Source organism: Streptococcus equinus ATCC 9812 (genome assembly GCF_000187265.1).
In the GTDB taxonomy this organism is placed as follows: Bacteria; Bacillota; Bacilli; order Lactobacillales; family Streptococcaceae; genus Streptococcus; species Streptococcus equinus.
Genome location: NZ_GL698430.1, coordinates 1 through 25,384, shown reverse-complemented (window position 1 = coordinate 25,384; position 25,384 = coordinate 1). Strand labels below are relative to the sequence as shown.

Below are 25,384 nucleotides of genomic sequence, written 5' to 3'. Positions count from 1 at the left end.
GTGTTAATCGGGGAAAATATGCTGAAAATCATTGTTCATGCTTATATTGATAATGTTGAGAAAGCTATCGTTGAAGTCGTTTTTGCTTCTTCTGATAGGTCTCGTATTTCTGAAAAAATGGAAGAGCTGACAAATAAGTACCCCAATGATTACCTTGCTGTTTATGATTTGCCACTTGATACAGATTTAACAACTTTACCTCACTATCCATCTGTTGAAATTGGTAAGGAAGATTTTAATTAATTTTGTTAGTTATTTTATTGATATAACTAAAAAAAGGAAAGGAGCTAGGGTGTTAACCTTATTCGCTTAATGCCCTTAATATCTTAAACATGATTGATCGTTATTCACGCCCTGAGATGGCGGCAATTTGGAGTGAAGAAAACAAATACAAAGCTTGGCTTGAAGTTGAAATTTTGGCTGACGAAGCTTGGGCTGAATTAGGTGAAATTCCTAAAGAAGATGTGGCTAAAATTCGTGCTAATGCAAGTTTTGACGTTGATCGTATTTTGGAAATTGAACAACAAACACGTCATGACGTTGTTGCTTTTACACGTGCGGTTTCTGAAAGTCTTGGACAAGAACGTAAATGGGTGCACTATGGCTTGACATCAACTGATGTTGTTGATACAGCTTATGGTTACCTTTACAAACAAGCTAATGAAATCATCCGCAAAGATTTGCATAATTTTCTTGAAATCATTGCTAACAAAGCTAAAGAACATAAATTTACAATCATGATGGGACGTACTCACGGTGTCCATGCTGAGCCAACTACCTTTGGTTTGAAATTGGCAACTTGGTACAGTGAAATGAAACGTAACATCGAACGTTTTGAACACGCTGCTGCTGGTGTTGAAGCTGGTAAAATCTCAGGTGCTGTTGGTAACTTCGCTAACATTCCACCATTTGTTGAAGCTTATGTGTGTGAAAAACTTGGTATTCGTGCACAAGAAATTTCAACACAAGTTCTTCCACGTGACCTTCATGCAGAATACTTTGCAGTTCTTGCAAGTATTGCAACATCAATCGAACGTATGGCAACTGAAATCCGTGGTCTTCAAAAATCTGAACAACGTGAAGTTGAAGAATACTTTGCTAAAGGTCAAAAAGGTAGCTCAGCTATGCCTCACAAACGCAACCCAATCAGTTCAGAAAATATGACAGGTCTTGCACGTGTTATCCGTGGTCACATGATTACAGCTTACGAAAATGTGTCACTTTGGCATGAACGCGACATTTCTCACTCATCTGCTGAACGTATCATTTCACCAGATACAACAATCCTTATCGATTACATGCTTAACCGTTTTGGCAATATTGTGAAAAACTTGACTGTTTTCCCAGAAAACATGATTCGCAACATGGGTTCTACATTTGGTCTTATCTTCAGTCAACGTGTAATGCTTAAATTAATCGAAAAAGGTATGACACGTGAACAAGCTTATGACCTTGTTCAACCTAAGACAGCTTATTCTTGGGACAATCAAGTTGACTTCAAACCACTTCTTGAAGCTGACGAAGAAGTCACTTCACGTTTGACACAAGACGAAATTGATGAATTGTTCAACCCATCATATTACACTAAACGTGTTGATGAAATCTTTGAACGGATCGGTTTAGGTGACTAATATAATAGAAAAATGTCTGAGATGTTTGTCTCAGGCGTTTTTTTGTTAAATATTTTATTAGAAAATTTGTTGTTTTTAATGAAAATGTTTTGTTGCAAAAAAGCGTTATGTTAAAATATAAAATATACCAACTTTTTTTGTAATAGGAGATAGAAGTGAAAAAATTTGGGAACAAAATTCGTATTTTGCGGGAGAAAAAGGGAATCTCACGCGAAGAATTCTGTGGGGACGAGACCGAATTATCCGTACGACAACTAGCACGAATTGAGCTAAATCAATCGATACCTAACCTAAGTAAAGCACAATTCATTGCTAATCGCCTTGGTGTAAAACTCGGAACCCTGACAGACGGCGATAGCTTAGAATTACCAAAGCGGTATAAAGAGCTGAAGTATTTGTTGCTTAGGACACCGACGTATGGCGATCAAGAGAGAGTTGATCGGAAAAATGATTATTTTGATGAGATATCAGAAAATTATTATGATATTATTCCTGAAGAAGAGAAACTCATCATAGATTGTTTACAGTCAAAATTTGATGTTCATTTTAGTGATGACGTAAATTTTGGTGATGGTATTTTAAATGATTATTTTGATCAAGTTATTCGTAAAGAGACTTTTAATATCAATGATTTAATTTTGATTGATCTTTACTGTGTATGCATGGCATCTGCTAAAGCGTATACTGGAATTTACAGTTTGGATATTTACGATAATTTGATGGATTGTTTATTAAATCAAAGTCATGTTACGCCGGAGACTAGTTTGATTTTAAATAATGTGTTGTTAAATAATATTGCTCTGGCTTTTAAATTTGAACGAGAAGACTACGTTTATAAAGTGATTAAGATAAGCGATAGGATTATGACTGAGATTCATGATTTTCAACGTCGCCCAATTTTAAGCTTAGTTGAATGGAAATATTATTTGAAGTTTAAACATGATTATGACAGTGCAAAACAATCTTTTACACACGCAACTTTATTTGCAAGATTAATCGGTGATGTTTACCTAGAAAACAAACTTAAAGAAGAATGGAAATTCGATACAACAACATGACATTTTTGTCATGTTGTTTTTTCTTGAAACCTTTTACAATAATATTAGAAATTGGGAAAGGAGAGGAGAAGTTAACAATGAAGGTATTTTCAATTCTTTTAACTAGTTGGTGGGGATTATAATTGATTATCAAACAATTCACTGATGGTCTTTGTTTTGGTATAATAAGGCTATGAGCAGAATTTTAGACAATGATATTATGGGTGATGAAGAGTTTGTGGAACGTACGCTTCGTCCTCAGTATTTAAAAGAATATATTGGACAGGATAAGGTAAAAAATCAGCTGAAAATTTTTATTGAAGCTGCTAAATTACGAGATGAGTCATTGGACCATGTGCTGTTGTTTGGCCCTCCGGGGTTAGGTAAGACGACAATGGCATTTGTGATTGCTAATGAATTAGGGGTGAATTTAAAACAAACTTCTGGACCGGCTATTGAAAAGGCTGGTGATTTGGTTGCGATTCTGAATGACTTAGAACCAGGTGATGTGTTGTTTATTGATGAAATCCATCGTATGCCAATGGCAGTAGAAGAGGTGCTTTACAGCGCTATGGAAGATTTCTATATTGACATTATGATTGGTAATGGTGAGACTAGTCGTAGTGTCCATTTAGAATTGCCACCTTTTACTTTAATTGGTGCGACAACGCGTGCAGGGATGCTTTCAAATCCATTGCGTGCACGTTTTGGTATCACTGGTCACATGGAATATTATGCTGTTGAAGATTTGACAGAAATTGTAGAACGTACGGCTGATATTTTTGAGATGGAAATTGTCCATGAAGCCGCACAAGAATTAGCACGACGCAGTCGTGGAACGCCACGTATCGCTAACCGTTTATTGAAACGTGTGCGTGATTATGCCCAAATCATGGGCGATGGTATCATCACAAAAGGCATTACAGATAAAGCGTTGACGATGCTTGATGTTGATCACGAGGGACTTGATTATATTGACCAAAAAATCTTGCGCACGATGATTGAAGTTTATAATGGTGGGCCTGTTGGTCTAGGGACTCTTTCTGTTAATATCGCAGAAGAACGTGATACGGTTGAAGATATGTATGAACCCTATTTGATTCAAAAAGGATTTATCATGCGTACCAGAACTGGGCGCGTGGCAACTGCTAAGGCATATGAACATTTAGGATATCCTTATATAGAAAAATAAAAAACATGCTTAAGCTTTATTTAAGCATGTTTTCTTATACTATAAACAATCCTAAAACTTTTCTTTTTCATAATCTCCTGAGAGGGCTCTGCTTAGCAGGGCTCTCTCCTTTTGCTAAAAAAGTAATTAGCATGTGATAAGGTACTATTTTTTGTTATAATGGTAGATGAAGTTTTTAAGCAAGATGCTGATAACTCGTAGGAGAAAAAATGAAAAAAATCTGTTTTGTTTGCCTAGGAAATATTTGTCGAAGTCCAATGGCAGAATTTGTGATGAAAGATTTGATAAGTGATGAACATCTGCTTATCGAGAGTCGTGCAACATCAAGTTGGGAGCATGGCAATCCTATTCATCATGGAACACAAGAAATTTTTAAAAAGCATCAGATTGCTTATGATAATTACAAGTCATCCCAACAGATTTCATATCAAGACTTTTGTGACTTTGATGTTATTATTGGTATGGATGCCAATAATGTGGCAGATTTAAAACAAATATCACGTGGTAGATTTGATGATAAAATCTTTCTTTTTGTGGATGGTGGAGTACCTGATCCATGGTATACAGGTGATTTTGATACTACTTATGATTTGGTTAAGCGTGGTTGTGAACAGTGGCTAGCGCGACTAAGAAATTCTTAAAGAGAAGTTGAGTAAAATGAAAAAAATCAAATTAACCAGAGGTCGCCTCGAGCTTCTGACGGTTTTAATTCTTATTGTTTGTGGTTTATCGGTTTTTGCATTAACGATAAAATCAAAAACAACATTGATATACGATAATGGTAAAATTACCTACACAGGTTATGTGGTTAATCATCGTATGAATGGTCAAGGTAAGTTGACATATGAGAACGGCGATGTCTATGAAGGTGATTTTGTAGATGGAGTTTTTGAAGGGCAAGGCGTCTTTACGTCACATTCTGGTTGGATTTATAAAGGTGAGTTCAAAAATGGTCAACCAGATGGCGAAGGCGTTTTGACTGCACAAAATGGTAAGGTATATACAGGAACCTTTAAACAGGGGATTTTTCAAAAATGAGAATAAAATGGTTTTCAATGGTTAGGGTGACAGGACTTTTGTTGGTTCTGTTCTACCATTTCTTTAAAACGGCTTTTCCAGGCGGTTTTATTGGTGTTGACATTTTCTTTACTTTTTCAGGGTATTTGATTACAGCATTGCTGATTGATGAGTATTCACGAAGTAAGAAAATTGATCTTTTAGGATTTTATAAGAGACGTTTTTACCGTATCGTTCCGCCATTAATTTTAATGATTTTGATTGTTATGCCGTTTACTTACTTAGTCCGTAGAGATTATGTGGCAAGTATTGGTAGTCAAGTGGCTGCGGTGATAGGTTTCACGACAAACTTTTATGAAATCATTACAGGTGGTAATTACGAAACACAATTTATCCCTCATCTCTTTGTTCATACATGGAGTTTAGCAATTGAGATGCATTTTTATCTAATTTGGGGATTTTTAGTTTGGTTACTAGGAAGACGTCAGGATAGTTTAGCAAAATTCCGTAGTTTGATTTTTGGACTTTCTTTGGTATTTTTCGCAGGAAGTTTTCTATCCATGTTCGTCCGAGCATTTTTTGTTGATAATGTGTCAACAATTTACTTCTCATCTCTAACGCACAGTTTCCCATTCTTCTTGGGGGCAATGGCTGCGACAATGACAGGGATTAAAGAGACGACTGCTCGCTTTAAAAAGAATGTCCGATTGTGGTCTACAAAGCGTAGCATTTTGACAATGCTAGTGAGCGCAGCTTTGTTAGTGCTGTTGATGTTTATATTGAAGTTTGATCAACGTATCACCTACTTATTTGGTTTTGTTTTGGCAAGCTTATTTGCTACGGTGATGATTTATGCGGCGCGTATTTTGAACGACCAAACTCCAAATGCTAAAGAGCCTGCCATTATCAATTATCTAGCAGATGTCAGTTATGGTGTTTATTTGTTCCACTGGCCGTTTTACATTATCTTTACTCAGTTGATGTCAAATGGTTTTGCTGTCTTGCTAACAGTTATTCTTTCATTGGTATTTTCAACCTTGTCTTACTATGTTGTTGAACCATTCCTTGCTGGAAAATCACCGAAATTGTTTGGTAAACCATTAGACTTAGAACCTTACAAGAAATGGATGTTAGGTGGTTCGGCAGCATTAGCTGTGGTGACGCTTGTGACAGTTATGACGGCACCTGCGGTAGGAAAATTTGAGACAAGTCTTTTAGTTAGTTCGCTTCAACAATCTCAAGTGAATTTAAATCGTACTCATACGGTAGCGGCAGGAGATGCGGGAGCGTTGAGTGATGTCACTGTTATTGGAGATTCTGTTGCTCTTCGTTCAAGTGCGTCGTTTGCGACATTGCTTCCGAATGTGCAGTTAGATGCGGCGGTTAGTCGAAGTTTTGATAATGCTTTTGAAATTTTCCAAAATGAAATTTCTAGTGGTACTCTTTCTAAAACGACAGTTCTGGCAATCGGTGTAAACTCACTAGATCATTATCAAGAAGATATTCAACAATTTATTGATGCTTTGCCAGATGGCTATCGTTTAGTTATTGTTACGCCGTACAATGCTGGTGATGAAGCGAAGGTTAAAGAGGCGCGTGATTATGAATTGAGCTTAGCGAAGTCTTATAGTTACATTACGGTTGCTGATTGGTATAAAGCAGCGACGAATCATCCTGAAATTTGGAATGGCACTGATGGTGTTCACTACAGCGATGCCAATACAAAAGGAGCTAATCTTTACGTTAAGACAATTCAACAGGCCATTGATAAATCAGCTAAAAAGCCTGCAAAAGGTGAATCGGATAATTAATACAGAAAAGTCAACTTCGGTTGGCTTTTTTTATGTTAGAAACTGTCAATCTATGTGAGAAAATATGACGTCAAAAATATATCAAAAATCCCTTTACATCAACGTTTGATAGCGTTATAATATATGTGACATAAAACGTGAGAGAAGGGGTAAAACAAGTGGCTGAGTTGTTCTATGATGTTTTGGCAAGTGTCTGGATTTCAATTGCGGGCGTAGATTCACGCTGGGGTAAATAGTAAGTTGTAACAGCACCGAAAGGGTGCTTTTTTTAATAAATAGCGTAAAACTGTATAAATTTTCTGATAATTGTGATACAATTGGTGCAAGACTATCTAAAAATGAGGAATTTGCGATGACGTTAATTTACCAATCAACTCGTGACGAAAATAACAAAGTAACTGCTAGCCAAGCTATTTTACAAGGATTGGCAACTGACGGCGGTTTGTTTACCCCTGTGTCAATTCCAAAAGTAGCTTTAGATTTTAATGCTTTAAAGGATGCTTCATACCAAGAAGTAGCAAAATTGGTCTTGTCAGCTTTTTTGGATGATTTTACTGAAGAGGAGTTAGATTACTGTATCAACTCAGCTTACGATGAAAAATTTGATACCCCAGCGATTGCTCCAGTAGTGAAATTGGGTGACCAATATAATCTTGAACTTTTCCATGGTTCAACGATTGCCTTTAAGGATATGGCTTTGTCGATTTTGCCTTACCTTTTGACAACATCAGCTAAGAAACAAGGTGTTGACAATAAAATTGTAATTTTGACAGCGACATCGGGTGACACTGGTAAAGCTGCCATGGCAGGTTTTGCAGATGTTCCCGGAACTGAAATCATTGTCTTTTATCCTAAAGACGGTGTCAGCAAAATTCAAGAACTCCAAATGACAACTCAAACTGGTAATAACACTCATGTTGTTGCAATTACTGGTAATTTTGATGATGCTCAAACGGATGTCAAACGTATGTTTAATGATGTGGCTTTGCGTGAAAAATTGCTTGCCCACAAAACCCAATTTTCGTCAGCTAACTCAATGAATGTTGGTCGCTTGGTGCCTCAAGTTGTTTATTACGTTTATGCTTATGCTCAGCTTGTCAAAACTGGTCATATTAAAGTTGGTGACAAAGTTAATATTACAGTTCCAACTGGAAACTTCGGTAACATTTTAGCAGCTTATTATGCTAGTCAAATTGGTGTTCCAGTAGGTAAATTAATCTGTGCATCGAACGAAAATAAAGTGTTGACTGATTTCTTTACAACAGGGACTTATGATAAAAAACGTGACTTTAAAGTAACAACAAGTCCTTCAATGGATATCTTGGTATCTTCTAACCTAGAGCGTTTGATTTTCCACCTTTTGGGTAATGATGCTGCTAAGACAAAAGAATTGATGGAAAAACTGACTACACAAGGTGAATATACACTTCCAGAAGTCAATCAAGAAATTCTTGATATGTTTGAAGCTGGATATGCAACAGAAGCTGAAACATCGGCTGAGATTAAGCGTGTTTATGATGCTTCTGACTATGTTGAAGATCCTCATACGGCAGTTGCATCAGCTGTTTATCAAAAATATGTTGAACGTACAGGAGATCACACGCCAACGGTCATTGCCTCAACAGCAAGTCCATATAAATTCCCACGTGTGGCAGTTGAAGCAGTGAGTGGAAAAGCTCCAGCAGACGATTTTGCTGCAGTAAAAGAACTTGAAAAATTATCAGGTGTCGTTATTCCGAAAGCTGTCGATGGACTTGAAACAGCTGAAGTTCGACATAGGGCAGTTGTTGCGACAAGTGATATGCAAAAAGCTGTCGAAGATTATTTGGGACTTTAAAAAGTAGAAGCTGAGACTGGTTCTCGGCTTTTCTTTTTGTTACGATAGAGATATGAAACAAACAAAGAAAATTATGCGTCTGGCTTTTCCAGCGATGATGGAAAATTTGCTGCAGATGCTCATGGGTGTTGTCGATAATTACCTTGTTGCGCAAGTCGGCTTAATTGCTGTTTCAGGGGTATCTGTGGCCAATAACATTATTACAATTTATCAAGCGATTTTTATTGCTCTTGGTGCAGCGGTGTCTAGTTTGGTGTCTAAAAGTATTGGTGAAAAGAATCCTCAAAAGTCACTGCATTATCAGTCGGAGTCCTTACTTATTACTTTAGGCTTGAGTGTCCTTCTTGGCTTGATTTCAATAGTATTTGGTAAGTACATTTTAGCTTGGTTGGGGACTGAAGCGGCTGTTACACAGACAGGAGGTTTGTATCTTGCTATTGTAGGTGGTTTGATTGTTAGTCTAGGACTTATGACAACTCTGAGCGCTTTTTTGCGAGCGCTTGGAAAACCACAATTACCTATGTATGTGAGTCTGCTGACCAATGTTTTAAATGCAGTCTTATCGGCTGTAGCGATATTTATTTTTCATTGGGGAATTGTTGGGGTAGCATGCTCAACGGTAATTTCTCGCCTTCTTGGAGTCGTAATGCTAGCTAGTCAATTGCCAATTAAAAAGATTGTTAAAAATATTAGGTGGACACTTGATCGGGATTTGGTAAGCATAGCCTTGCCAGCGGCAGGTGAACGTTTAATGATGCGAGCTGGTGATGTTGTTATTGTAGCCATTATTGTTAAATTTGGTACGGAGGTTGTAGCGGGAAATGCTATTGGTGAAACCTTGACTCAGTTTAACTATATGCCAGGAATGGGTGTGGCCACAGCGACAGTTATTTTGGTTGCTCATAGTCTTGGGCAAAAAAATAAACAAGAAATCCGTCAGTTGGTACGAACTTCTTATCTTGTATCAGCTGTGCTTATGTTTGCTGTAGGAGCGATGGTATATTTTTCAGGTAATCAGCTAACGCATCTCTTTACGACAAATGAAGCTGCATTAGAAGCGAGCCTTGTGGTTTTGTTTTACTCATTTATTGGCGGACCAGCAACTGCTGGAACTCTCATATTTACAGCAACTTGGCAAGGATTAGGAAATGCAAAGTTACCTTTTTATGCAACAACCGTCGGTATGTGGGTGATTCGAATTGTAACTGGATATGTTCTAGGAATTGTTTTGCATTTTGGGCTAACAGGAGTTTGGCTTGCTACGGTGGCAGATAATGTTTTTCGTTGGATATTCTTATACATTCTTTACAGAAAATACATGAAAAAAATCTAAAACTCTACTATTAAATAGCGTAAATTATGACCAGATATTTATCTGGTCTTTTTTGTGTAAGAAAACTGAAAACAGTTTCTTCAAAAAAATCGAAAAAAAGGGAGTAAAATCCTTGCAATGCACTGTTAAATCTGATATTATAGACAAGTGCTGTTGATACAGTGACTTTAGCTATGATACAAGAGGTTGCGACACGCTCGGTTGCATTGCCACGCAAAAGGCGTGTTGGTTTTCTTGAGGAGCTAGCCTATTATCTTAAATAGACGAAAAGGAGAAAAAGATGGCAAACAAAAAAATCCGTATCCGTTTGAAAGCATACGAACATCGTACACTTGATACAGCGGCAGAAAAAATTGTTGAAACTGCAACACGTACAGGTGCTTCAGTAGCTGGACCAGTTCCACTTCCAACTGAACGTAGCTTGTACACAATTATTCGTGCGACTCACAAATACAAAGATTCTCGCGAACAATTTGAAATGCGTACTCACAAACGCTTGATCGATATCGTCAACCCAACACAAAAAACTGTTGATGCTTTGATGAAATTGGATCTTCCAAGTGGTGTTAACGTAGAAATCAAACTTTAATAAGGATTTGATTCTTGAGCACAAAAAACGCTCATTAAAAACTTTTTTGAGCATAAAAAACGCTCATTAAAAACTTTTTAAATAAATAAAGTAAAGGAAATATTTTCTCATGACAAAAGGAATCTTAGGGAAAAAAGTGGGAATGACTCAAATCTTCACTGAATCTGGTGAATTCATCCCTGTTACTGTCATCGAAGCAACTCCAAACGTTGTGCTTCAAGTGAAAACTGTTGAAACAGACGGTTATGAAGCTGTTCAAGTTGGTTTTGACGACAAACGTGAAGTATTGAGCAACAAACCTGCCAAAGGCCATGTAGCGAAAGCTAACACAGCTCCTAAGCGCTTCATTCGTGAATTCAAAAACATTGAAGGCTTAGAAGTTGGTCAAGAAATCACAGTTGATACATTCGAAGCTGGAGATGTTGTTGATGTAACTGGTACATCTAAAGGTAAAGGTTTCCAAGGTGTTATCAAACGCCATGGTCAAGCTCGTGGACCAATGGCTCACGGTTCTCGTTATCACCGTCGTCCAGGTTCTATGGGACCTGTTGCGCCTAACCGTGTTTTCAAAAACAAACACTTGGCAGGACGTATGGGTGGTAACCGTGTGACAATCCAAAACCTTGAAGTTGTCCAAGTTATCCCAGAGAAAAACGTTATCCTTATCAAAGGTAACGTACCAGGTGCTAAGAAATCTCTTATCACTATCAAATCAGCAGTTAAGGCTGCTAAATAATAAGAAAGGAGAAAACAGTTAAAATGGCAAACGTAAAACTATTTGACCAAACTGGTAAAGAAGTTAGCTCAGTTGAATTGAACGATGCTATCTTCGGTATCGAACCAAACGAATCAGTAGTGTTTGATGTTGTTATCAGCCAACGCGCTAGCCTTCGCCAAGGTACTCACGCAGTTAAAAACCGCTCTGCAGTATCTGGTGGTGGTCGTAAACCATGGCGTCAAAAAGGAACTGGACGCGCTCGTCAAGGTTCTATCCGCTCACCACAATGGCGTGGTGGTGGTGTAGTCTTCGGACCAACTCCACGTTCATACGGATACAAACTTCCACAAAAAGTTCGTCGCCTTGCATTGAAATCAGTTTACTCAGCTAAAGTTGCTGAAGAAAAATTTGTAGCTGTAGAAAGCCTTTCATTTGCAGCTCCAAAAACTGCTGAATTCGCAAACGTACTTTCAGCTCTTAACGTTGACTCAAAAGTACTTGTAATCCTTGAAGAAGGTAATGAATTTGCAGCTCTTTCTGCACGTAACCTTCCTAACGTTAAAGTTGCAACTGCAACAACTGCAAGTGTTCTTGATATCGTAAACAGCGACAAACTTCTTGTTACTAAAGAAGCAATCTCTACAATCGAGGAGGTTCTTGCATAATGAATTTGTACGACGTAATCAAAAAACCAGTTATCACTGAAAAATCAATGTACGACCTCGAAGCAGGTAAATATACATTTGAAGTTGACTCTCGTGCGCACAAACTTTTGATCAAACAAGCTGTTGAAGCTGCTTTTGATGGAGTTAAAGTTGCAAACGTGAATACTGTAACTGTTAAACCAAAAGCTAAACGTGTTGGTCGTTACACTGGTTTCACTTCAAAAACTAAAAAAGCTATCATCACTCTTACAGCTGATTCTAAAGCAATCGAGTTGTTTGCAGCTGAAGCTGAATAATCTAAGGAGGAAATAACGTGGGTATTAAAGCTTATAAACCAACGACAAATGGTCGTCGTAATATGACTTCTTTGGATTTTGCTGAAATCACTACAAGCACTCCTGAGAAATCATTGCTTGTTTCACTTAAAAACAAAGCTGGTCGTAACAACAACGGTCGCATCACTGTACGTCACCAAGGTGGCGGACACAAACGTCACTACCGTTTGATTGACTTCAAACGTAACAAAGATGGTGTTGAAGCAGTTGTTAAAACTATCGAGTACGATCCAAACCGTACAGCTAACATCGCTCTTGTACACTACACTGATGGTGTGAAAGCTTACATCCTTGCACCTAAAGGTCTTGAAGTTGGTCAACGTATCGTTTCAGGTCCAGATGCAGATATCAAAGTTGGTAACGCACTTCCACTTGCTAACATCCCTGTTGGTACAGTTATTCACAACATCGAACTTCAACCAGGTAAAGGTGCTGAATTGATTCGTGCCGCTGGTGCATCTGCACAAGTACTTGGTCAAGAAGGTAAATATGTTCTTGTTCGTCTTCAATCAGGCGAAGTTCGTATGATTCTTGGAACTTGCCGTGCTACAATCGGTACAGTTGGTAACGAACAACAAGTTCTTGTTAACCTTGGTAAAGCTGGTCGCAGCCGTTGGATGGGTGTCCGTCCTACAGTTCGTGGTTCTGTAATGAACCCTAATGATCACCCACACGGTGGTGGTGAAGGTAAAGCACCAGTTGGACGTAAAGCGCCATCTACTCCTTGGGGTAAACCTGCGCTTGGTCTTAAAACTCGTAACAAAAAAGCTAAATCTGACAAACTTATCGTTCGTCGTCGTAACGATAAATAATTCAGTCGCTTAGTTAAATAATCATCCGCCAGCTCGGTAGTGTGCATTTTGCACACAGGCCGCTGTGGTACTATATTTTAAAGGAGAAAACTACAAAATGGGACGTAGTCTTAAAAAAGGACCTTTCGTCGATGAGCATTTGATGAAAAAAGTTGAAGCTCAAGCAAATGACGAAAAGAAAAAAGTAATTAAAACTTGGTCACGTCGTTCAACGATTTTCCCAAGTTTCATCGGTTATACAATCGCAGTTTATGATGGACGTAAACACGTACCAGTTTACATCCAAGAAGACATGGTAGGTCACAAACTTGGTGAATTCGCACCAACTCGTACTTACAAAGGTCACGCAGCTGACGATAAGAAAACACGTCGTTAATAGGAGGAGGACACAATGGCAGAAATTACTTCAGCTAAAGCAATGGCTCGTACAGTCCGTGTTTCACCTCGTAAAACACGTCTTGTACTTGATCTTATCCGTGGTAAGAACGTTGCTGACGCAATCGCAATCTTGAAATTCACTCCAAACAAAGCAGCTCGTGTAGTTGAAAAAGTTCTTAACTCTGCTATCGCTAACGCAGAAAACAACTTTGGTTTGGAAAAAGCTAACTTGGTAGTATCTGAAACTTTCGCAAACGAAGGACCAACAATGAAACGTTTCCGTCCACGTGCTAAAGGTTCAGCTTCACCAATCAACAAACGCACAACTCACGTAACAGTAGTTGTGTCAGAAAAATAAGGAGGTAAAATCGTGGGTCAAAAAGTACATCCAATTGGTATGCGTGTCGGAATCATCCGTGATTGGGATGCGAAATGGTATGCTGAAAAAGAATACGCGGATTACCTTCATGAAGATCTTGCAATCCGCAAATTCATCCAAACAGAATTGGCAGACGCTTCAGTTTCACGTATTGAAATTGAACGTGCTGTAAATAAAGTAATTGTTTCACTTCACACTGCTAAACCAGGTATGGTTATCGGTAAAGGTGGAGCTAACGTTGACGCTCTTCGCGTTAAACTTAACAAATTGACTGGAAAACAAGTTCACATCAACATCGTTGAAATCAAACAACCTGATTTGGACGCACACCTTGTTGGTGAAAACATTGCACGTCAACTTGAACAACGTGTTGCTTTCCGTCGTGCTCAAAAACAAGCTATCCAACGTGCAATGCGTGCAGGTGCTAAAGGTATCAAAACTCAAGTATCTGGTCGTTTGAACGGTGCTGATATCGCTCGTGCTGAAGGTTACTCAGAAGGAACTGTTCCACTTCACACACTTCGTGCAGATATCGACTACGCTTGGGAAGAAGCTGACACTACTTACGGTAAACTTGGTGTTAAAGTTTGGATCTACCGTGGTGAAGTTCTTCCAGCTCGTAAAAACACTAAAGGAGGCAAATAACAAATGTTAGTACCTAAACGTGTTAAACACCGTCGCGAATTCCGTGGAAAAATGCGCGGTGAAGCTAAAGGTGGTAAAGAAGTCGCATTCGGTGAATACGGACTTCAAGCTACGACTAGCCACTGGATCACAAACCGTCAAATCGAAGCTGCCCGTATCGCAATGACTCGTTACATGAAACGTGGTGGTAAAGTTTGGATTAAAATCTTCCCACACAAATCATACACTGCTAAAGCTATCGGTGTACGTATGGGTTCTGGTAAAGGGGCACCTGAAGGTTGGGTAGCACCAGTTAAACGTGGTAAAGTTATGTTCGAAATCGCTGGTGTACCTGAAGAAGTTGCACGTGAAGCACTTCGTCTTGCTAGCCACAAATTGCCAGTTAAGACTAAATTCGTGAAACGTGAAGCAGAATAAGGAGAAATCATGAAACTTCAAGAAATTAAAGATTTTGTTAAAGAGCTTCGTGGTCTTTCTCAAGAAGAACTTGCTAAGAAAGAAAACGAACTTAAGAAAGAACTTTTTGATCTTCGTTTCCAAGCTGCAGCAGGTCAACTTGATCAAACTGCTCGTTTGAACGAAGTTAAAAAACAAATTGCACGTGTTAAAACAGTGCAATCTGAAAAGAAATAATAGATTGGGAAAGGAGAAATTCTAATAATGGAACGTAATCAACGTAAAACCCTTGTTGGACGCGTAGTATCTGACAAAATGGATAAAACAATCACTGTTGTAGTTGAAACTAAACGTAACCACCCAGTCTATGGTAAACGTATCAACTATTCTAAAAAATACAAAGCACATGATGAAAACAACGTTGCTAAAGAAGGCGATATCGTTCGTATCATGGAAACTCGTCCACTTTCAGCTACAAAACACTTCCGTCTTGTAGAAGTTGTGGAAGAAGCTGTTATTATCTAATCAAACTAAAAGGAGAAATTTGAAATGATTCAACAAGAAACTCGCTTGAAAGTTGCTGATAATAGCGGTGCTCGTGAGATCTTGACTATCAAAGTTCTTGGTGGTTCAGGACGTAAATTCGCTAACATCGGTGACGTAATCGTTGCTTCTGTAAAACAAGCTACTCCTGGTGGAGCTGTTAAAAAAGGTGATGTCGTAAAAGCTGTAGTTGTTCGTACTAAATCAGGTGCACGCCGTCCAGACGGTTCATACATCAAATTTGACGACAACGCTGCAGTAATTATCCGTGATGACAAAACTCCTCGCGGAACTCGTATCTTCGGCCCTGTTGCACGTGAATTGCGTGAAGGTGGCTTCATGAAGATCGTATCACTTGCACCAGAAGTACTTTAATTCATAAACACAAACTAAGTCCCCTGCTTTTGCAGGGTGCCCATTAGGGCGTAAGAAATAATAGGAGAAAAACCAAATGTTTGTAAAAAAAGGCGATAAAGTTCGCGTTATTGCTGGTAAGGACAAAGGCGTTGAAGCTGTAGTTCTTAAAGCCCTTCCTAAAGTCAACAAAGTTGTTGTTGAAGGTGTTGCTATTGTTAAAAAACATCAAAAACCAAACAACGTAAACCCTCAAGGTGCTATCGTGGAAAAAGAAGCACCAATCCATGTGTCTAACGTTCAAGTTCTTGACAAAAATGGTGTTGCAGGACGTGTTGGTTACAAAGTTGTAGACGGCAAAAAAGTTCGTTACAACAAAAAATCAGGCGAAGTGCTTGATTAATCACGAAGGAAAGGAGAAAGTATATAATGGCAAATCGCTTAAAAGAAAAATACACTAACGAAGTAGTTCCTGCTTTGACTGAAAAATTCAACTACACTTCAGTTATGGCTGTCCCAAAAGTTGAGAAAATCGTTCTTAACATGGGTGTTGGTGATGCTGTAAATAACGCTAAAAACCTTGAAAAAGCTGCTGCTGAATTGGCACTTATTTCAGGTCAAAAACCATTGATTACTAAAGCTAAGAAATCAATCGCTGGCTTCCGTCTTCGTGAAGGTGTAGCGATCGGTGCAAAAGTTACCCTTCGTGGTGAACGTATGTACGAATTCTTAGATAAATTGGTAACTGTTTCACTTCCACGTGTACGTGACTTCCACGGTGTTCCAACAAAATCATTTGACGGACGTGGTAACTACACACTTGGTGTGAAAGAACAATTGATCTTCCCAGAAATCAACTTTGATGATGTTGATAAAGTACGTGGTCTTGATATCGTTATCGTAACTACTGCTAACACTGACGAAGAAGGTCGTGAATTGCTTAAAGGCCTTGGAATGCCTTTTGCAAAATAATTTAGGAGGTAAATCAATTGGCTAAAAAATCTATGATTGCTAAGAATCATCGCCCTGCGAAATTCTCTACGCAAGCTTACACTCGTTGCGAACGTTGTGGCCGTCCACACTCAGTTTACCGCAAATTCAAACTTTGCCGTGTTTGCTTCCGTGAGTTAGCTTACAAAGGACAAATCCCAGGCGTTACCAAAGCTTCTTGGTAAGTCGATGATATAATATTCCTGACTGAACAAGCCATATAGAAGAAATTATCCTCTGTTTGGCGAAGTTCATGATGGGTTCAAGAGTTATTCTTGAAAACAAGCCGTAAGGCACATTAACTAGCAAGTGAACTATTCAAACTACTAGTAAGAGGAGAATATATAAATGGTTATGACTGACCCAATTGCAGACTTTTTGACACGCATTCGTAACGCTAACCAAGCAAAACACGAAGTGCTTGAAGTACCTGCATCAAATATCAAAAAAGGAATTGCAGAAATTCTTAAACGCGAAGGTTTCGTAAAAAACGTTGAAGTTATCGAAGATGACAAACAAGGTATCATCCGTGTATTCCTTAAATACGGACAAAACGGTGAACGTGTTGTCACTAACTTGAAACGTATCTCTAAACCAGGTCTTCGTGTTTACGCAAAACGTGAAGATGTTCCTAAAGTTCTTAACGGACTTGGAATTGCAATCATCTCTACATCAGAAGGTCTTTTGACTGACAAAGAAGCTCGCCAAAAGAACGTTGGTGGAGAAGTTATTGCTTACGTTTGGTAAGATAAAGTTTCCTTTCAATTTTTATTGAAAAAGTTTCTTACTAAAAATAATGGACTATAGATACAGGTATTCTGTATAATAGTCGCCCCGTGAAAACTCGTCGCGTATGCGGCTTGACAATCTAACAGGAGAAAATAAAACTATGTCACGTATTGGTAATAAAGTTATCAACTTGCCTGCTGGTGTAGAAGTTACTAACAATGATAACGTAGTAACTGTCAAAGGACCTAAAGGCGAACTCACTCGTGAGTTTAACAAAAATATTGAAATCAAAGTTGAAGGCACTGAAGTTTCGCTTCACCGTCCAAACGACTCAAAAGAAATGAAAACAATCCATGGTACAGCTCGTGCTAACTTGAACAACATGGTTGTTGGTGTTTCTGAAGGTTTCAAAAAAGAACTTGAAATGCGCGGGGTTGGTTACCGTGCTCAACTTCAAGGTTCAAAACTTGTACTTTCTGTAGGTAAATCTCACCAAGACGAAGTAGAAGCTCCAGAAGGTGTTTCATTTGAAGTTCCATCTGCAACTACTATCGTCGTTAACGGTATCAACAAAGAAGTTGTTGGTCAAACAGCAGCTTACATCCGTAGCCTTCGTGCTCCAGAACCTTACAAAGGTAAAGGTATCCGTTACGTTGGTGAGTACGTACGTCGTAAAGAAGGTAAAACAGGTAAATAATAGCTTATGGGAGATTTTGCGAGAGTTATTCTCGCAGAACTCATACGCTAATATTTATACAACAATGTCGTTTCGACATTAATCAATTAATTAAGAGGTGAAAATTGTGATTTCGAAACCAGATAAAAACAAAATCCGCCAAAAACGCCACCGTCGCGTTCGCGGTAAACTCTCTGGAACTGCTGATCGCCCACGTTTGAACGTTTTCCGTTCTAATACAGGCATCTACGCTCAAGTTATTGATGACGTAGCGGGTGTAACGCTCGCAAGTGCATCAACTCTTGATAAAGAAGTTTCTAAAGGAACTAAAACAGAACAAGCCGTTGTTGTCGGTAAACTTGTTGCTGAACGCGCAGTAGCTAAAGGTATTTCTGAAGTGGTGTTTGACCGCGGTGGATATCTCTATCACGGACGTGTTAAAGCTTTGGCTGACTCAGCTCGTGAAAACGGATTGAAATTCTAATAGGGAGGACACTAAATAATGGCATTTAAAGATAATGCAGTTGAACTTGAAGAACGCGTTGTTGCGATCAACCGTGTTACAAAAGTTGTTAAAGGTGGACGTCGTCTTCGCTTTGCTGCTCTTGTAGTTGTTGGTGACCGTAATGGTCGTGTAGGTTTCGGTACTGGTAAAGCTCAAGAAGTACCAGAAGCTATTCGTAAAGCTGTTGAAGACGCTAAGAAAAACTTGATCGAAGTACCTATGGTTGGTACAACAATTCCTCACGAAGTTCGTTCAGAATTTGGTGGAGCTAAAGTATTGTTGAAACCTGCTGTAGAAGGTGCTGGGGTTGCCGCTGGTGGTGCTGTTCGTGCCGTCATCGAATTGGCTGGTGTTGCAGATGTTACATCTAAATCACTTGGCTCAAACACTCCAATCAACATTGTTCGCGCAACTGTTGAAGGTTTGAAACAACTTAAACGTGCAGAAGAAGTTGCTGCTCTTCGCGGTATTTCAGTTTCTGACTTAGCTTAAGAAAGGGGATAATAATGGCTCAAATTAAAATCACTTTGACTAAGTCTCCAATCGGACGCATTCCTGCACAACGTAAAACAGTTGCTGCTCTTGGACTTGGTAAATTACATAGCTCAGTTGTCAAAGAAGACACTCCAGCTATCCGTGGAATGGTTGCTTCAGTTTCACACTTGGTAACTGTTGAAGATGTTAAATAATTAACATTAAATAAATTTTAGGTTTAAGTCGCGGGGGAAACTCTTGCGACTTAAACTAGATATAGTATAGGCGAGTTTTTATGGGGAGTCCTTTCCCCTCATAGAGGCGCTAGCATTTTACAAATAAGGAGAAATTAATAATGAAACTTCATGAACTTAAACCTGCTGAAGGTTCTCGTAAAGTCCGTAATCGTGTAGGTCGTGGTACTTCATCTGGTAACGGTAAAACTGCAGGACGCGGTCAAAAAGGTCAAAAAGCTCGTAGCGGTGGTAAAGTACGTCTTGGTTTTGAAGGTGGACAAACTCCATTGTTCCGTCGTATGCCAAAACGTGGTTTCTTGAACATCAACGCTAAAGAATACGCTCTTGTAAACCTTGATCAACTTAACGTTTTCGAAGATGGTACAGAAGTAACTCCAGTTGTTCTTAAAGAAGCTGGAATCATCCGTGCTGAAAAATCAGGCGTTAAAGTTCTTGGTAACGGCGAATTGACTAAAAAATTGACTGTTAAAGCAGCTAAATTCTCAAAATCTGCTGAAGCAGCTATCACTGCAAAAGGTGGTTCAATCGAAGTCATCTAATTGAGGAGGACTCGGTATGTTCTTTAAATTACTTAAAGATGCACTAAAGGTAAAAAATGTTAGAAATAAAATTTTCTTTACGCTTTTTATCATCTTTGTTTTCCGAGTTGGTACGCATATTACCGTACCTGGTATTAATGCCAAAAGTCTTGACCAACTAGGTGAACTTCCCTTTCTTAATATGTTGAATCTTGTTTCTGGTAATGCTATGAGTAACTTCTCTGTATTCTCAATGGGTGTTAGCCCGTACATCACAGCATCTATCATTGTTCAACTATTGCAGATGGATATTTTACCTAAGTTTGTTGAATGGAGCAAACAAGGTGAGGTTGGTCGTCGTAAATTAAACCAAGCGACTCGCTATATTTCACTAGTTCTTGCATTTATCCAATCAATTGGGATTACAGCAGGCTTTAATACTTTATCAAGCATTTCACTTGTTTCAACACCAAATGTTAAAACATATATCCTGATTGGAGCTTTGCTCACAACAGGTAGTATGATTGTGACTTGGCTTGGGGAACAAATCACCGATAAAGGTTTCGGGAATGGTGTCTCAATGATTATCTTTGCTGGTATCATTTCATCAATTCCAAATGCGATTTCAACAATCTATGAAGATTTCTTTGTAAATGTTCGTTCAAGTGACTTAGTATCTTCATACATCTTTGTAGCTTTGTTAATCGTCGCTGTATTGGCAATTGTTTTCTTTACAACCTTTGTCCAACAAGCAGAATATAAAATTCCAATCCAATATACAAAACTTGTTCAAGGAGCACCAACAAGTTCTTATCTTCCTTTAAAAATTAATCCGGCTGGCGTCATTCCCGTTATCTTTGCCAGTTCGATTACAACGATTCCAAGTACGATTATTCCGTTGATTTCAAATGGACATGATATTCCTTGGCTTACAACTCTAGAATCATTCTTGAATTACCAAACACCGATTGGAATGGTAATTTACGCAGTACTAATTATTTTATTCTCATTCTTCTATACTTTTGTACAAGTTAATCCTGAAAAAACTGCAGAAAACTTGCAAAAGGGTGCGTCATATATTCCTAGTGTTCGACCTGGACGCGAAACAGAAGAATATTTGTCTTCATTATTGAAGAAATTAGCTACTGTCGGATCAATTTTCTTGGCGTTTATTTCATTAACACCAATTATTGCTCAACAAGCAATGAATCTATCTAGTAGTATTGCTCTTGGAGGAACAAGTCTTCTAATCTTGATTTCAACAGGCATTGAAGGAATGAAACAACTTGAAGGTTATCTCTTGAAGAGACAGTATGTTGGTTTCATGAATACAGCAGAATAGAATATAGGTTGACCTAGTCAACCTTTCTATTTTGTTTTTGAATAAGTTTAGCACCTCGGTGTTAAATTTATTTAAAAATAAAATAAGGAGAGTATCATGAATCTTTTAATCATGGGTTTACCAGGTGCTGGTAAAGGAACTCAAGCTGCGAAAATCGTTGAAAAATTTGGCGTAGCTCACATTTCAACTGGAGACATGTTCCGTGCTGCAATGGCAAACAAAACTGAAATGGGTGTTCTTGCTAAATCATTCATCGATAAAGGTGAACTTGTACCAGATGAAGTAACTAACGGTATCGTTAAAGAACGTTTGGCACAAGCTGATATCACTGAAAAAGGTTTCTTGCTTGATGGTTACCCACGTACTATTGAACAAGCACACGCTTTGGACGAAGCACTTAAAAACTTGGATCTTAAATTAGACGGTGTTATCAACATCGACGTTAATCCAGAAAGCTTGATTGAACGTTTATCAGGTCGTTTCATCTGCCGTTCTTGTGGAGCAACTTATCACAAAGTATTTAATCCAACAAAAGTTGAAGGAACTTGTGATGCATGTGAAGGACACGAATTCTATCAACGTGAAGATGACAAACCTGAAACTGTAAAACGTCGTCTAGATGTTAACATTGCTCAAGGTGCACCAATCATCGAACACTATCGTAAAGCTGGTATTGTTTTTGATGTTCAAGGTAACCAAGACATTGATGATGTATTTGCTGACATTGCAAAAGCAATCTCATCATTAAAATAATTTAAGAGTTTCTACTTGCACAAGTAGAAGAGTCGTGATATAATAGGCTAGTCTGGCTTATAATTGTTACCTCTGCACTCAGAGGACATCAAATCGAAATTTAGGGGGTACTTTTGCGTGGCAAAAGAAGATGTGATTGAAATTGAAGGTAAAGTTGTTGAGACGATGCCTAACGCTATGTTTACTGTTGAATTAGAAAATGGACACCAAATCTTGGCAACTGTATCAGGAAAAATCCGTAAAAACTACATTCGTATTTTGGTAGGTGACCGTGTTACTGTTGAAATGAGTCCTTACGATTTAACACGTGGACGTATCACATACCGCTTTAAATAATCGAAATAATTGGAGGGATTAAAAAATGAAGGTAAGACCATCAGTCAAACCAATTTGCGAATACTGTAAAGTTATTCGTCGTAACGGTCGTGTTATGGTAATTTGTCCATCAAATCCAAAACACAAACAACGTCAAGGATAATATAGAAAGGAGAAAAAATGGCTCGTATTGCTGGAGTTGATATTCCAAATGAAAAACGTGTAGTAATTTCACTTACTTATGTATATGGTATCGGTCTTGCAACTTCTAAGAAAATCTTAGCAGCTGCTGGTGTTTCTGAAGACATCCGTGTTAAAGATTTGACATCAGATCAAGAAGATGCTATCCGTCGTGAAGTTGATGCAATCAAAGTTGAAGGTGACCTTCGTCGTGAAGTGAACATGAACATCAAACGTTTGATGGAAATTGGTTCATACCGTGGTATCCGTCACCGTCGAGGACTTCCTGTCCGTGGTCAAAACACTAAAAATAACGCTCGCACTCGTAAAGGTAAAGCTGTTGCGATTGCTGGTAAGAAAAAATAAAATAGGAGGTAAAAAAATTGGCTAAACCAACACGTAAACGTCGTGTGAAAAAGAACATCGAATCTGGTGTTGCTCATATTCACGCTACATTCAATAACACTATTGTTATGATTACAGATGTGCACGGTAATGCAATTGCTTGGTCATCAGCTGGTGCTCTTGGATTCAAAGGTTCTCGTAAATCTACTCCATTCGCTGCACAAATGGCTGCTGAAGCTGCTGCTAAATCTGCACAAGAACATGGTCTTAAAACTGTTGAAGTTACTGTAAAAGGTCCTGGTTCAGGTCGTGAGTCTGCTATTCGTGCTCTTGCTGCTGCTGGTCTTGAAGTGACTTCAATCCGTGACGTTACTCCTGTGCCACACAATGGTGCTCGTCCTCCAAAACGTCGTCGTGTGTAATCATAATTGTTAATAGTACACAAGATTCGTTTCGAGGGAGTATAATAAATGATTGAGTTTGAAAAACCAATAATAACAAAAATTGATGAAAATAAAGATTACGGCAGATTTGTTATCGAACCACTTGAACGTGGTTATGGTACAACTCTAGGTAATTCTCTTCGTCGTGTACTCTTGTCTTCACTCCCAGGTGCGGCAGTAACATCAATTAAAATTGATGGAGTACTCCACGAATTTGACACTATTCCAGGTGTACGCGAAGATGTTATGCAAATCATCCTTAACATTAAAGGACTTGCAGTAAAATCTTATGTTGATGATGAAAAAATTATCGAACTTGATGTTGAAGGTCCAGCAGAAGTAACTGCAGGAGATATTTTGACAGATAGCGATGTTGAAATTGTCAACACTGACCACTATCTCTTTACTATTGCTGAAGGACACAGTTTGAAAGCTACAATGACTGTTGCTAAAAAACGTGGTTACGTTCCAGCAGAAGGCAATAAAAAAGAAGATGCTCCAGTGGGAACATTGGCTGTAGATTCTATCTACACACCAGTGAAGAAAGTTAATTATCAAGTTGAACCTGCTCGTGTAGGTAGCAATGACGGCTTTGATAAATTGACAATCGAAATCATGACAAATGGCACAATCATTCCTGAAGATGCTTTAGGTCTATCTGCACGCGTTTTGATCGAACACTTGAATCTATTTACTGACCTTACAGAAGTTGCTAAAAACACTGATGTAATGAAAGAAGCAGAAAAAGTTAACGATGAAAAAGTGCTTGACCGTACTATCGAAGAACTTGATTTGTCAGTCCGCTCATATAACTGTCTTAAACGTGCAGGCATTAACACTGTATTCGATTTGACAGAAAAAACTGAGCCTGAAATGATGAAAGTCCGTAACCTTGGTCGTAAGAGCCTTGAAGAAGTCAAAGTTAAACTTGCTGATCTTGGACTCGGACTCAAAAACGATAAATAATATAGGAGGAAAAAATGGCTTACCGTAAATTAGGACGCACTAGCTCACAACGTAAAGCAATGCTTCGTGATTTGACAACAGATTTATTGATTAACGAATCTATTGTAACAACTGAAGCTCGTGCTAAAGAAATCCGTAAAACAGTTGAAAAAATGATTACTTTAGGTAAACGTGGTGACCTTCATGCACGTCGTCAAGCTGCTGCTTTCGTACGTAATGAAATTGCATCTGAAAACTTTGATGAAGCTACTGAAAAATACTCTTCACAAACAGCTCTTCAAAAACTTTTCGATGAAATCGCACCTCGCTATGCAGAACGCAACGGTGGATACACTCGTATTCTTAAAACTGAACCTCGCCGTGGTGATGCTGCTCCAATGGCAATCATTGAATTAGTTTAATTTTTATCAATTTTGTTGAGTGTTATGATGATGGAACCTTTGGTTCTTAGTCTAGCTCTGGTCTACCGCTAGGATTTTTTCCTAGCGGGAACACTCATCATATTGGTGATAGATAAGTAACGCTTGTTTACGAAATGTCTCTAGATTAGAAACACTTCGTAAGCAGGCGTTTTTCTATTGCATTTTATGGCAAAAATGATTTTTCCCGGGGAACCTCCTATAACTTTTGATTATTCATCTCTGAAATTGAGATATTAGGTTACCTATTTCTTTACAATTTCAGTATTGGATATTTTACAGCTTGATTTATGTAGTAGTGATAAAAGTTATAGCGTGCTTATATTATTTTGTTGTAAAAATTAACCATATTGGATTCTTATTCTCAATTCAAATATATATTGAGAGCAGCTGTGATACTCTTTTTTTATCGCTTTTTAGCAGATTTTTAAGAGAAAGGTGCTAAATCCACTTTAAGGAATCAAATAAGAGGCCCAGAAGGCTCTATTTTGCTTCCTAAGGACAATTATGATATATTGCTGCACAGAAGCTAACAGGTAGCGGATTACCCCAAAAATGCCTATATACAGAAGCGGCTCGTTTTTGGGGGAGTCAATGCTAGTCTAAATTAATATTTTTCTACCAAAAATAATACTAATTGTGTAGTTTATCAAGAATTAGACAGCCTTAAAAATATAAAATCATTATTTTTTTTAAGAAATACATAAGGCAATTTTGTTTCAAAACCTTCTCTAAGGTGTGTAAATATCTCTATTTTACAGTATTTATAACTTCCTTTACTAAAAAATTACAAAGATTTG

At 38.3% G+C, this 25,384-nt stretch carries 38 protein-coding genes; all 38 read left to right on the top strand.

Annotated elements, in window-relative coordinates; genetic code table 11:
* Nucleotides 1-18: 18 nt before the first annotated feature.
* The 38 genes from HMPREF0819_RS06800 to rplQ all read left to right on the top strand — a co-directional run bounded on the left by HMPREF0819_RS06800 (nucleotide 19) and on the right by rplQ (nucleotide 24,566).
* Nucleotides 19-243 (top strand): hypothetical protein, encoded by a 225-nt coding sequence (locus tag HMPREF0819_RS06800; RefSeq protein ID WP_003067251.1) that lies wholly within the window; start codon nucleotides 19-21, stop codon nucleotides 241-243.
* Nucleotides 244-332: 89 nt separating this feature from the next.
* The gene (purB, locus tag HMPREF0819_RS06795; protein WP_003067249.1) at nucleotides 333-1,631 is read left to right on the top strand and encodes an adenylosuccinate lyase; all 1,299 of its coding nucleotides are present in this window, start codon (nucleotides 333-335) and stop codon (nucleotides 1,629-1,631) included.
* Nucleotides 1,632-1,786: 155 nt separating this feature from the next.
* Nucleotides 1,787-2,689, top strand: coding sequence for a helix-turn-helix domain-containing protein (locus tag HMPREF0819_RS06790; RefSeq protein ID WP_003067247.1), 903 nt, complete (start codon nucleotides 1,787-1,789; stop codon nucleotides 2,687-2,689).
* Nucleotides 2,690-2,861: 172 nt separating this feature from the next.
* Nucleotides 2,862-3,860 (top strand): Holliday junction branch migration DNA helicase RuvB, encoded by a 999-nt coding sequence (gene ruvB / locus HMPREF0819_RS06785; protein WP_003067244.1) that lies wholly within the window; start codon nucleotides 2,862-2,864, stop codon nucleotides 3,858-3,860.
* A gap of 209 nt (nucleotides 3,861-4,069) precedes the next feature.
* A complete protein-coding gene (locus HMPREF0819_RS06780) occupies nucleotides 4,070-4,501 on the top strand; it encodes a low molecular weight protein-tyrosine-phosphatase (RefSeq protein WP_003067241.1) in 432 nt (143 codons plus the stop codon).
* A gap of 16 nt (nucleotides 4,502-4,517) precedes the next feature.
* Nucleotides 4,518-4,898, top strand: a complete 381-nt coding sequence (locus HMPREF0819_RS06775) for an MORN repeat-containing protein (protein WP_003067239.1) — start codon at nucleotides 4,518-4,520, stop codon at nucleotides 4,896-4,898.
* Nucleotides 4,895-6,688 (top strand): acyltransferase family protein, encoded by a 1,794-nt coding sequence (locus HMPREF0819_RS06770; protein ID WP_003067237.1) that lies wholly within the window; start codon nucleotides 4,895-4,897, stop codon nucleotides 6,686-6,688. Before HMPREF0819_RS06775 ends, HMPREF0819_RS06770 begins: the two co-directional genes overlap by 4 nt.
* Nucleotides 6,689-7,040: 352 nt before the next feature.
* Nucleotides 7,041-8,525 (top strand): threonine synthase, encoded by a 1,485-nt coding sequence (gene thrC / locus HMPREF0819_RS06765; protein WP_044023439.1) that lies wholly within the window; start codon nucleotides 7,041-7,043, stop codon nucleotides 8,523-8,525.
* Between the two features lie 52 nt (nucleotides 8,526-8,577).
* Nucleotides 8,578-9,858: an MATE family efflux transporter gene (locus HMPREF0819_RS06760; protein ID WP_003067233.1), complete on the top strand. Its 1,281-nt coding sequence runs from the start codon at nucleotides 8,578-8,580 to the stop codon at nucleotides 9,856-9,858.
* Nucleotides 9,859-10,138: 280 nt separating this feature from the next.
* Nucleotides 10,139-10,447 carry a 30S ribosomal protein S10 gene (rpsJ, locus tag HMPREF0819_RS06755; RefSeq protein WP_003067229.1) on the top strand — a complete coding sequence of 103 codons (309 nt, stop codon included), beginning with the start codon at nucleotides 10,139-10,141 and terminating at the stop codon, nucleotides 10,445-10,447.
* A gap of 109 nt (nucleotides 10,448-10,556) precedes the next feature.
* Entirely contained in the window at nucleotides 10,557-11,183 is a 627-nt protein-coding gene (rplC, locus tag HMPREF0819_RS06750) for a 50S ribosomal protein L3 (RefSeq protein ID WP_003067226.1), read from the top strand.
* 23 nt (nucleotides 11,184-11,206) lie between these two features.
* Entirely contained in the window at nucleotides 11,207-11,830 is a 624-nt protein-coding gene (rplD, locus tag HMPREF0819_RS06745) for a 50S ribosomal protein L4 (RefSeq protein WP_003067225.1), read from the top strand.
* Nucleotides 11,830-12,126: a 50S ribosomal protein L23 gene (locus HMPREF0819_RS06740; protein WP_003062842.1), complete on the top strand. Its 297-nt coding sequence runs from the start codon at nucleotides 11,830-11,832 to the stop codon at nucleotides 12,124-12,126. The genes rplD and HMPREF0819_RS06740 overlap by 1 nt, the downstream gene beginning before the upstream one ends.
* Nucleotides 12,127-12,143: 17 nt before the next feature.
* Nucleotides 12,144-12,977 carry a 50S ribosomal protein L2 gene (gene rplB, locus HMPREF0819_RS06735; protein ID WP_003067222.1) on the top strand — a complete coding sequence of 278 codons (834 nt, stop codon included), beginning with the start codon at nucleotides 12,144-12,146 and terminating at the stop codon, nucleotides 12,975-12,977.
* 97 nt (nucleotides 12,978-13,074) lie between these two features.
* Complete coding sequence (rpsS, locus tag HMPREF0819_RS06730; RefSeq protein ID WP_000533765.1) at nucleotides 13,075-13,353, top strand: 30S ribosomal protein S19; 279 nt, start codon at nucleotides 13,075-13,077, stop codon at nucleotides 13,351-13,353.
* Nucleotides 13,354-13,368: 15 nt separating this feature from the next.
* The gene (rplV, locus tag HMPREF0819_RS06725) at nucleotides 13,369-13,713 is read left to right on the top strand and encodes a 50S ribosomal protein L22 (protein ID WP_003062848.1); all 345 of its coding nucleotides are present in this window, start codon (nucleotides 13,369-13,371) and stop codon (nucleotides 13,711-13,713) included.
* A 12-nt stretch (nucleotides 13,714-13,725) separates the two neighbouring features.
* Nucleotides 13,726-14,379, top strand: coding sequence for a 30S ribosomal protein S3 (rpsC, locus tag HMPREF0819_RS06720; RefSeq protein WP_003067220.1), 654 nt, complete (start codon nucleotides 13,726-13,728; stop codon nucleotides 14,377-14,379).
* Nucleotides 14,380-14,382: 3 nt separating this feature from the next.
* Nucleotides 14,383-14,796, top strand: a complete 414-nt coding sequence (gene rplP / locus HMPREF0819_RS06715; protein ID WP_003029477.1) for a 50S ribosomal protein L16 — start codon at nucleotides 14,383-14,385, stop codon at nucleotides 14,794-14,796.
* A gap of 9 nt (nucleotides 14,797-14,805) precedes the next feature.
* Nucleotides 14,806-15,012 carry a 50S ribosomal protein L29 gene (gene rpmC / locus HMPREF0819_RS06710; RefSeq protein WP_003062854.1) on the top strand — a complete coding sequence of 69 codons (207 nt, stop codon included), beginning with the start codon at nucleotides 14,806-14,808 and terminating at the stop codon, nucleotides 15,010-15,012.
* Nucleotides 15,013-15,039: 27 nt separating this feature from the next.
* Complete coding sequence (rpsQ, locus tag HMPREF0819_RS06705; RefSeq protein ID WP_002944482.1) at nucleotides 15,040-15,300, top strand: 30S ribosomal protein S17; 261 nt, start codon at nucleotides 15,040-15,042, stop codon at nucleotides 15,298-15,300.
* 24 nt (nucleotides 15,301-15,324) lie between these two features.
* The gene (rplN, locus tag HMPREF0819_RS06700; RefSeq protein WP_003062856.1) at nucleotides 15,325-15,693 is read left to right on the top strand and encodes a 50S ribosomal protein L14; all 369 of its coding nucleotides are present in this window, start codon (nucleotides 15,325-15,327) and stop codon (nucleotides 15,691-15,693) included.
* Between the two features lie 76 nt (nucleotides 15,694-15,769).
* Complete coding sequence (gene rplX, locus HMPREF0819_RS06695) at nucleotides 15,770-16,075, top strand: 50S ribosomal protein L24 (RefSeq protein ID WP_003067218.1); 306 nt, start codon at nucleotides 15,770-15,772, stop codon at nucleotides 16,073-16,075.
* A 26-nt stretch (nucleotides 16,076-16,101) separates the two neighbouring features.
* On the top strand, nucleotides 16,102-16,644 hold the full coding sequence (gene rplE, locus HMPREF0819_RS06690; RefSeq protein ID WP_003067215.1) for a 50S ribosomal protein L5: 543 nt from the start codon (nucleotides 16,102-16,104) through the stop codon (nucleotides 16,642-16,644).
* Nucleotides 16,645-16,661: 17 nt separating this feature from the next.
* Nucleotides 16,662-16,847, top strand: a complete 186-nt coding sequence (locus HMPREF0819_RS06685; RefSeq protein ID WP_003062863.1) for a type Z 30S ribosomal protein S14 — start codon at nucleotides 16,662-16,664, stop codon at nucleotides 16,845-16,847.
* A gap of 163 nt (nucleotides 16,848-17,010) precedes the next feature.
* On the top strand, nucleotides 17,011-17,409 hold the full coding sequence (gene rpsH, locus HMPREF0819_RS06680) for a 30S ribosomal protein S8 (protein ID WP_003067213.1): 399 nt from the start codon (nucleotides 17,011-17,013) through the stop codon (nucleotides 17,407-17,409).
* Nucleotides 17,410-17,551: 142 nt separating this feature from the next.
* Complete coding sequence (gene rplF / locus HMPREF0819_RS06675) at nucleotides 17,552-18,088, top strand: 50S ribosomal protein L6 (protein ID WP_009853214.1); 537 nt, start codon at nucleotides 17,552-17,554, stop codon at nucleotides 18,086-18,088.
* A gap of 106 nt (nucleotides 18,089-18,194) precedes the next feature.
* The gene (rplR, locus tag HMPREF0819_RS06670) at nucleotides 18,195-18,551 is read left to right on the top strand and encodes a 50S ribosomal protein L18 (protein WP_003001342.1); all 357 of its coding nucleotides are present in this window, start codon (nucleotides 18,195-18,197) and stop codon (nucleotides 18,549-18,551) included.
* Between the two features lie 18 nt (nucleotides 18,552-18,569).
* A complete protein-coding gene (rpsE, locus tag HMPREF0819_RS06665; protein WP_003067208.1) occupies nucleotides 18,570-19,064 on the top strand; it encodes a 30S ribosomal protein S5 in 495 nt (164 codons plus the stop codon).
* A gap of 14 nt (nucleotides 19,065-19,078) precedes the next feature.
* Entirely contained in the window at nucleotides 19,079-19,261 is a 183-nt protein-coding gene (rpmD, locus tag HMPREF0819_RS06660; RefSeq protein WP_003067205.1) for a 50S ribosomal protein L30, read from the top strand.
* Nucleotides 19,262-19,401: 140 nt separating this feature from the next.
* Nucleotides 19,402-19,842 (top strand): 50S ribosomal protein L15, encoded by a 441-nt coding sequence (rplO, locus tag HMPREF0819_RS06655; protein ID WP_003067203.1) that lies wholly within the window; start codon nucleotides 19,402-19,404, stop codon nucleotides 19,840-19,842.
* Between the two features lie 16 nt (nucleotides 19,843-19,858).
* The gene (gene secY, locus HMPREF0819_RS06650) at nucleotides 19,859-21,163 is read left to right on the top strand and encodes a preprotein translocase subunit SecY (RefSeq protein ID WP_003067201.1); all 1,305 of its coding nucleotides are present in this window, start codon (nucleotides 19,859-19,861) and stop codon (nucleotides 21,161-21,163) included.
* 96 nt (nucleotides 21,164-21,259) lie between these two features.
* On the top strand, nucleotides 21,260-21,916 hold the full coding sequence (locus HMPREF0819_RS06645) for an adenylate kinase (protein ID WP_003067199.1): 657 nt from the start codon (nucleotides 21,260-21,262) through the stop codon (nucleotides 21,914-21,916).
* 117 nt (nucleotides 21,917-22,033) lie between these two features.
* Nucleotides 22,034-22,252 carry a translation initiation factor IF-1 gene (gene infA / locus HMPREF0819_RS06640; protein WP_001040189.1) on the top strand — a complete coding sequence of 73 codons (219 nt, stop codon included), beginning with the start codon at nucleotides 22,034-22,036 and terminating at the stop codon, nucleotides 22,250-22,252.
* Between the two features lie 25 nt (nucleotides 22,253-22,277).
* Nucleotides 22,278-22,394 carry a 50S ribosomal protein L36 gene (gene rpmJ, locus HMPREF0819_RS06635; protein WP_002959355.1) on the top strand — a complete coding sequence of 39 codons (117 nt, stop codon included), beginning with the start codon at nucleotides 22,278-22,280 and terminating at the stop codon, nucleotides 22,392-22,394.
* Between the two features lie 17 nt (nucleotides 22,395-22,411).
* On the top strand, nucleotides 22,412-22,777 hold the full coding sequence (gene rpsM / locus HMPREF0819_RS06630) for a 30S ribosomal protein S13 (protein WP_003067196.1): 366 nt from the start codon (nucleotides 22,412-22,414) through the stop codon (nucleotides 22,775-22,777).
* A gap of 17 nt (nucleotides 22,778-22,794) precedes the next feature.
* Nucleotides 22,795-23,178 (top strand): 30S ribosomal protein S11, encoded by a 384-nt coding sequence (gene rpsK / locus HMPREF0819_RS06625; RefSeq protein WP_003062885.1) that lies wholly within the window; start codon nucleotides 22,795-22,797, stop codon nucleotides 23,176-23,178.
* 48 nt (nucleotides 23,179-23,226) lie between these two features.
* Nucleotides 23,227-24,165, top strand: a complete 939-nt coding sequence (locus HMPREF0819_RS06620; protein WP_003067193.1) for a DNA-directed RNA polymerase subunit alpha — start codon at nucleotides 23,227-23,229, stop codon at nucleotides 24,163-24,165.
* A 14-nt stretch (nucleotides 24,166-24,179) separates the two neighbouring features.
* Nucleotides 24,180-24,566: a 50S ribosomal protein L17 gene (gene rplQ, locus HMPREF0819_RS06615; RefSeq protein WP_003067190.1), complete on the top strand. Its 387-nt coding sequence runs from the start codon at nucleotides 24,180-24,182 to the stop codon at nucleotides 24,564-24,566.
* The last annotated feature ends 818 nt before the right edge of the window (nucleotides 24,567-25,384 follow it).

Bases quoted from the DNA above. Each gene is read 5' to 3' on its own strand.
- HMPREF0819_RS06800 (WP_003067251.1), top strand. From the start codon at position 19: ATGCTGAAAATCATTGTTCATGCTTATATTGATAATGTTGAGAAAGCT.
- purB (WP_003067249.1), top strand. From the start codon at position 333: ATGATTGATCGTTATTCACGCCCTGAGATGGCGGCAATTTGGAGTGAA.
- ruvB (WP_003067244.1), top strand. From the start codon at position 2,862: ATGAGCAGAATTTTAGACAATGATATTATGGGTGATGAAGAGTTTGTG.
- HMPREF0819_RS06780 (WP_003067241.1), top strand. From the start codon at position 4,070: ATGAAAAAAATCTGTTTTGTTTGCCTAGGAAATATTTGTCGAAGTCCA.
- HMPREF0819_RS06775 (WP_003067239.1), top strand. From the start codon at position 4,518: ATGAAAAAAATCAAATTAACCAGAGGTCGCCTCGAGCTTCTGACGGTT.
- HMPREF0819_RS06770 (WP_003067237.1), top strand. From the start codon at position 4,895: ATGAGAATAAAATGGTTTTCAATGGTTAGGGTGACAGGACTTTTGTTG.
- thrC (WP_044023439.1), top strand. From the start codon at position 7,041: ATGACGTTAATTTACCAATCAACTCGTGACGAAAATAACAAAGTAACT.
- HMPREF0819_RS06760 (WP_003067233.1), top strand. From the start codon at position 8,578: ATGAAACAAACAAAGAAAATTATGCGTCTGGCTTTTCCAGCGATGATG.
- rpsJ (WP_003067229.1), top strand. From the start codon at position 10,139: ATGGCAAACAAAAAAATCCGTATCCGTTTGAAAGCATACGAACATCGT.
- rplC (WP_003067226.1), top strand. From the start codon at position 10,557: ATGACAAAAGGAATCTTAGGGAAAAAAGTGGGAATGACTCAAATCTTC.
- rplD (WP_003067225.1), top strand. From the start codon at position 11,207: ATGGCAAACGTAAAACTATTTGACCAAACTGGTAAAGAAGTTAGCTCA.
- HMPREF0819_RS06740 (WP_003062842.1), top strand. From the start codon at position 11,830: ATGAATTTGTACGACGTAATCAAAAAACCAGTTATCACTGAAAAATCA.
- rpsS (WP_000533765.1), top strand. From the start codon at position 13,075: ATGGGACGTAGTCTTAAAAAAGGACCTTTCGTCGATGAGCATTTGATG.
- rplV (WP_003062848.1), top strand. From the start codon at position 13,369: ATGGCAGAAATTACTTCAGCTAAAGCAATGGCTCGTACAGTCCGTGTT.
- rplP (WP_003029477.1), top strand. From the start codon at position 14,383: ATGTTAGTACCTAAACGTGTTAAACACCGTCGCGAATTCCGTGGAAAA.
- rpmC (WP_003062854.1), top strand. From the start codon at position 14,806: ATGAAACTTCAAGAAATTAAAGATTTTGTTAAAGAGCTTCGTGGTCTT.
- rpsQ (WP_002944482.1), top strand. From the start codon at position 15,040: ATGGAACGTAATCAACGTAAAACCCTTGTTGGACGCGTAGTATCTGAC.
- rplN (WP_003062856.1), top strand. From the start codon at position 15,325: ATGATTCAACAAGAAACTCGCTTGAAAGTTGCTGATAATAGCGGTGCT.
- rplX (WP_003067218.1), top strand. From the start codon at position 15,770: ATGTTTGTAAAAAAAGGCGATAAAGTTCGCGTTATTGCTGGTAAGGAC.
- rplE (WP_003067215.1), top strand. From the start codon at position 16,102: ATGGCAAATCGCTTAAAAGAAAAATACACTAACGAAGTAGTTCCTGCT.
- rpsH (WP_003067213.1), top strand. From the start codon at position 17,011: ATGGTTATGACTGACCCAATTGCAGACTTTTTGACACGCATTCGTAAC.
- rplF (WP_009853214.1), top strand. From the start codon at position 17,552: ATGTCACGTATTGGTAATAAAGTTATCAACTTGCCTGCTGGTGTAGAA.
- rpsE (WP_003067208.1), top strand. From the start codon at position 18,570: ATGGCATTTAAAGATAATGCAGTTGAACTTGAAGAACGCGTTGTTGCG.
- rpmD (WP_003067205.1), top strand. From the start codon at position 19,079: ATGGCTCAAATTAAAATCACTTTGACTAAGTCTCCAATCGGACGCATT.
- rplO (WP_003067203.1), top strand. From the start codon at position 19,402: ATGAAACTTCATGAACTTAAACCTGCTGAAGGTTCTCGTAAAGTCCGT.
- secY (WP_003067201.1), top strand. From the start codon at position 19,859: ATGTTCTTTAAATTACTTAAAGATGCACTAAAGGTAAAAAATGTTAGA.
- HMPREF0819_RS06645 (WP_003067199.1), top strand. From the start codon at position 21,260: ATGAATCTTTTAATCATGGGTTTACCAGGTGCTGGTAAAGGAACTCAA.
- rpmJ (WP_002959355.1), top strand. From the start codon at position 22,278: ATGAAGGTAAGACCATCAGTCAAACCAATTTGCGAATACTGTAAAGTT.
- rpsM (WP_003067196.1), top strand. From the start codon at position 22,412: ATGGCTCGTATTGCTGGAGTTGATATTCCAAATGAAAAACGTGTAGTA.
- HMPREF0819_RS06620 (WP_003067193.1), top strand. From the start codon at position 23,227: ATGATTGAGTTTGAAAAACCAATAATAACAAAAATTGATGAAAATAAA.
- rplQ (WP_003067190.1), top strand. From the start codon at position 24,180: ATGGCTTACCGTAAATTAGGACGCACTAGCTCACAACGTAAAGCAATG.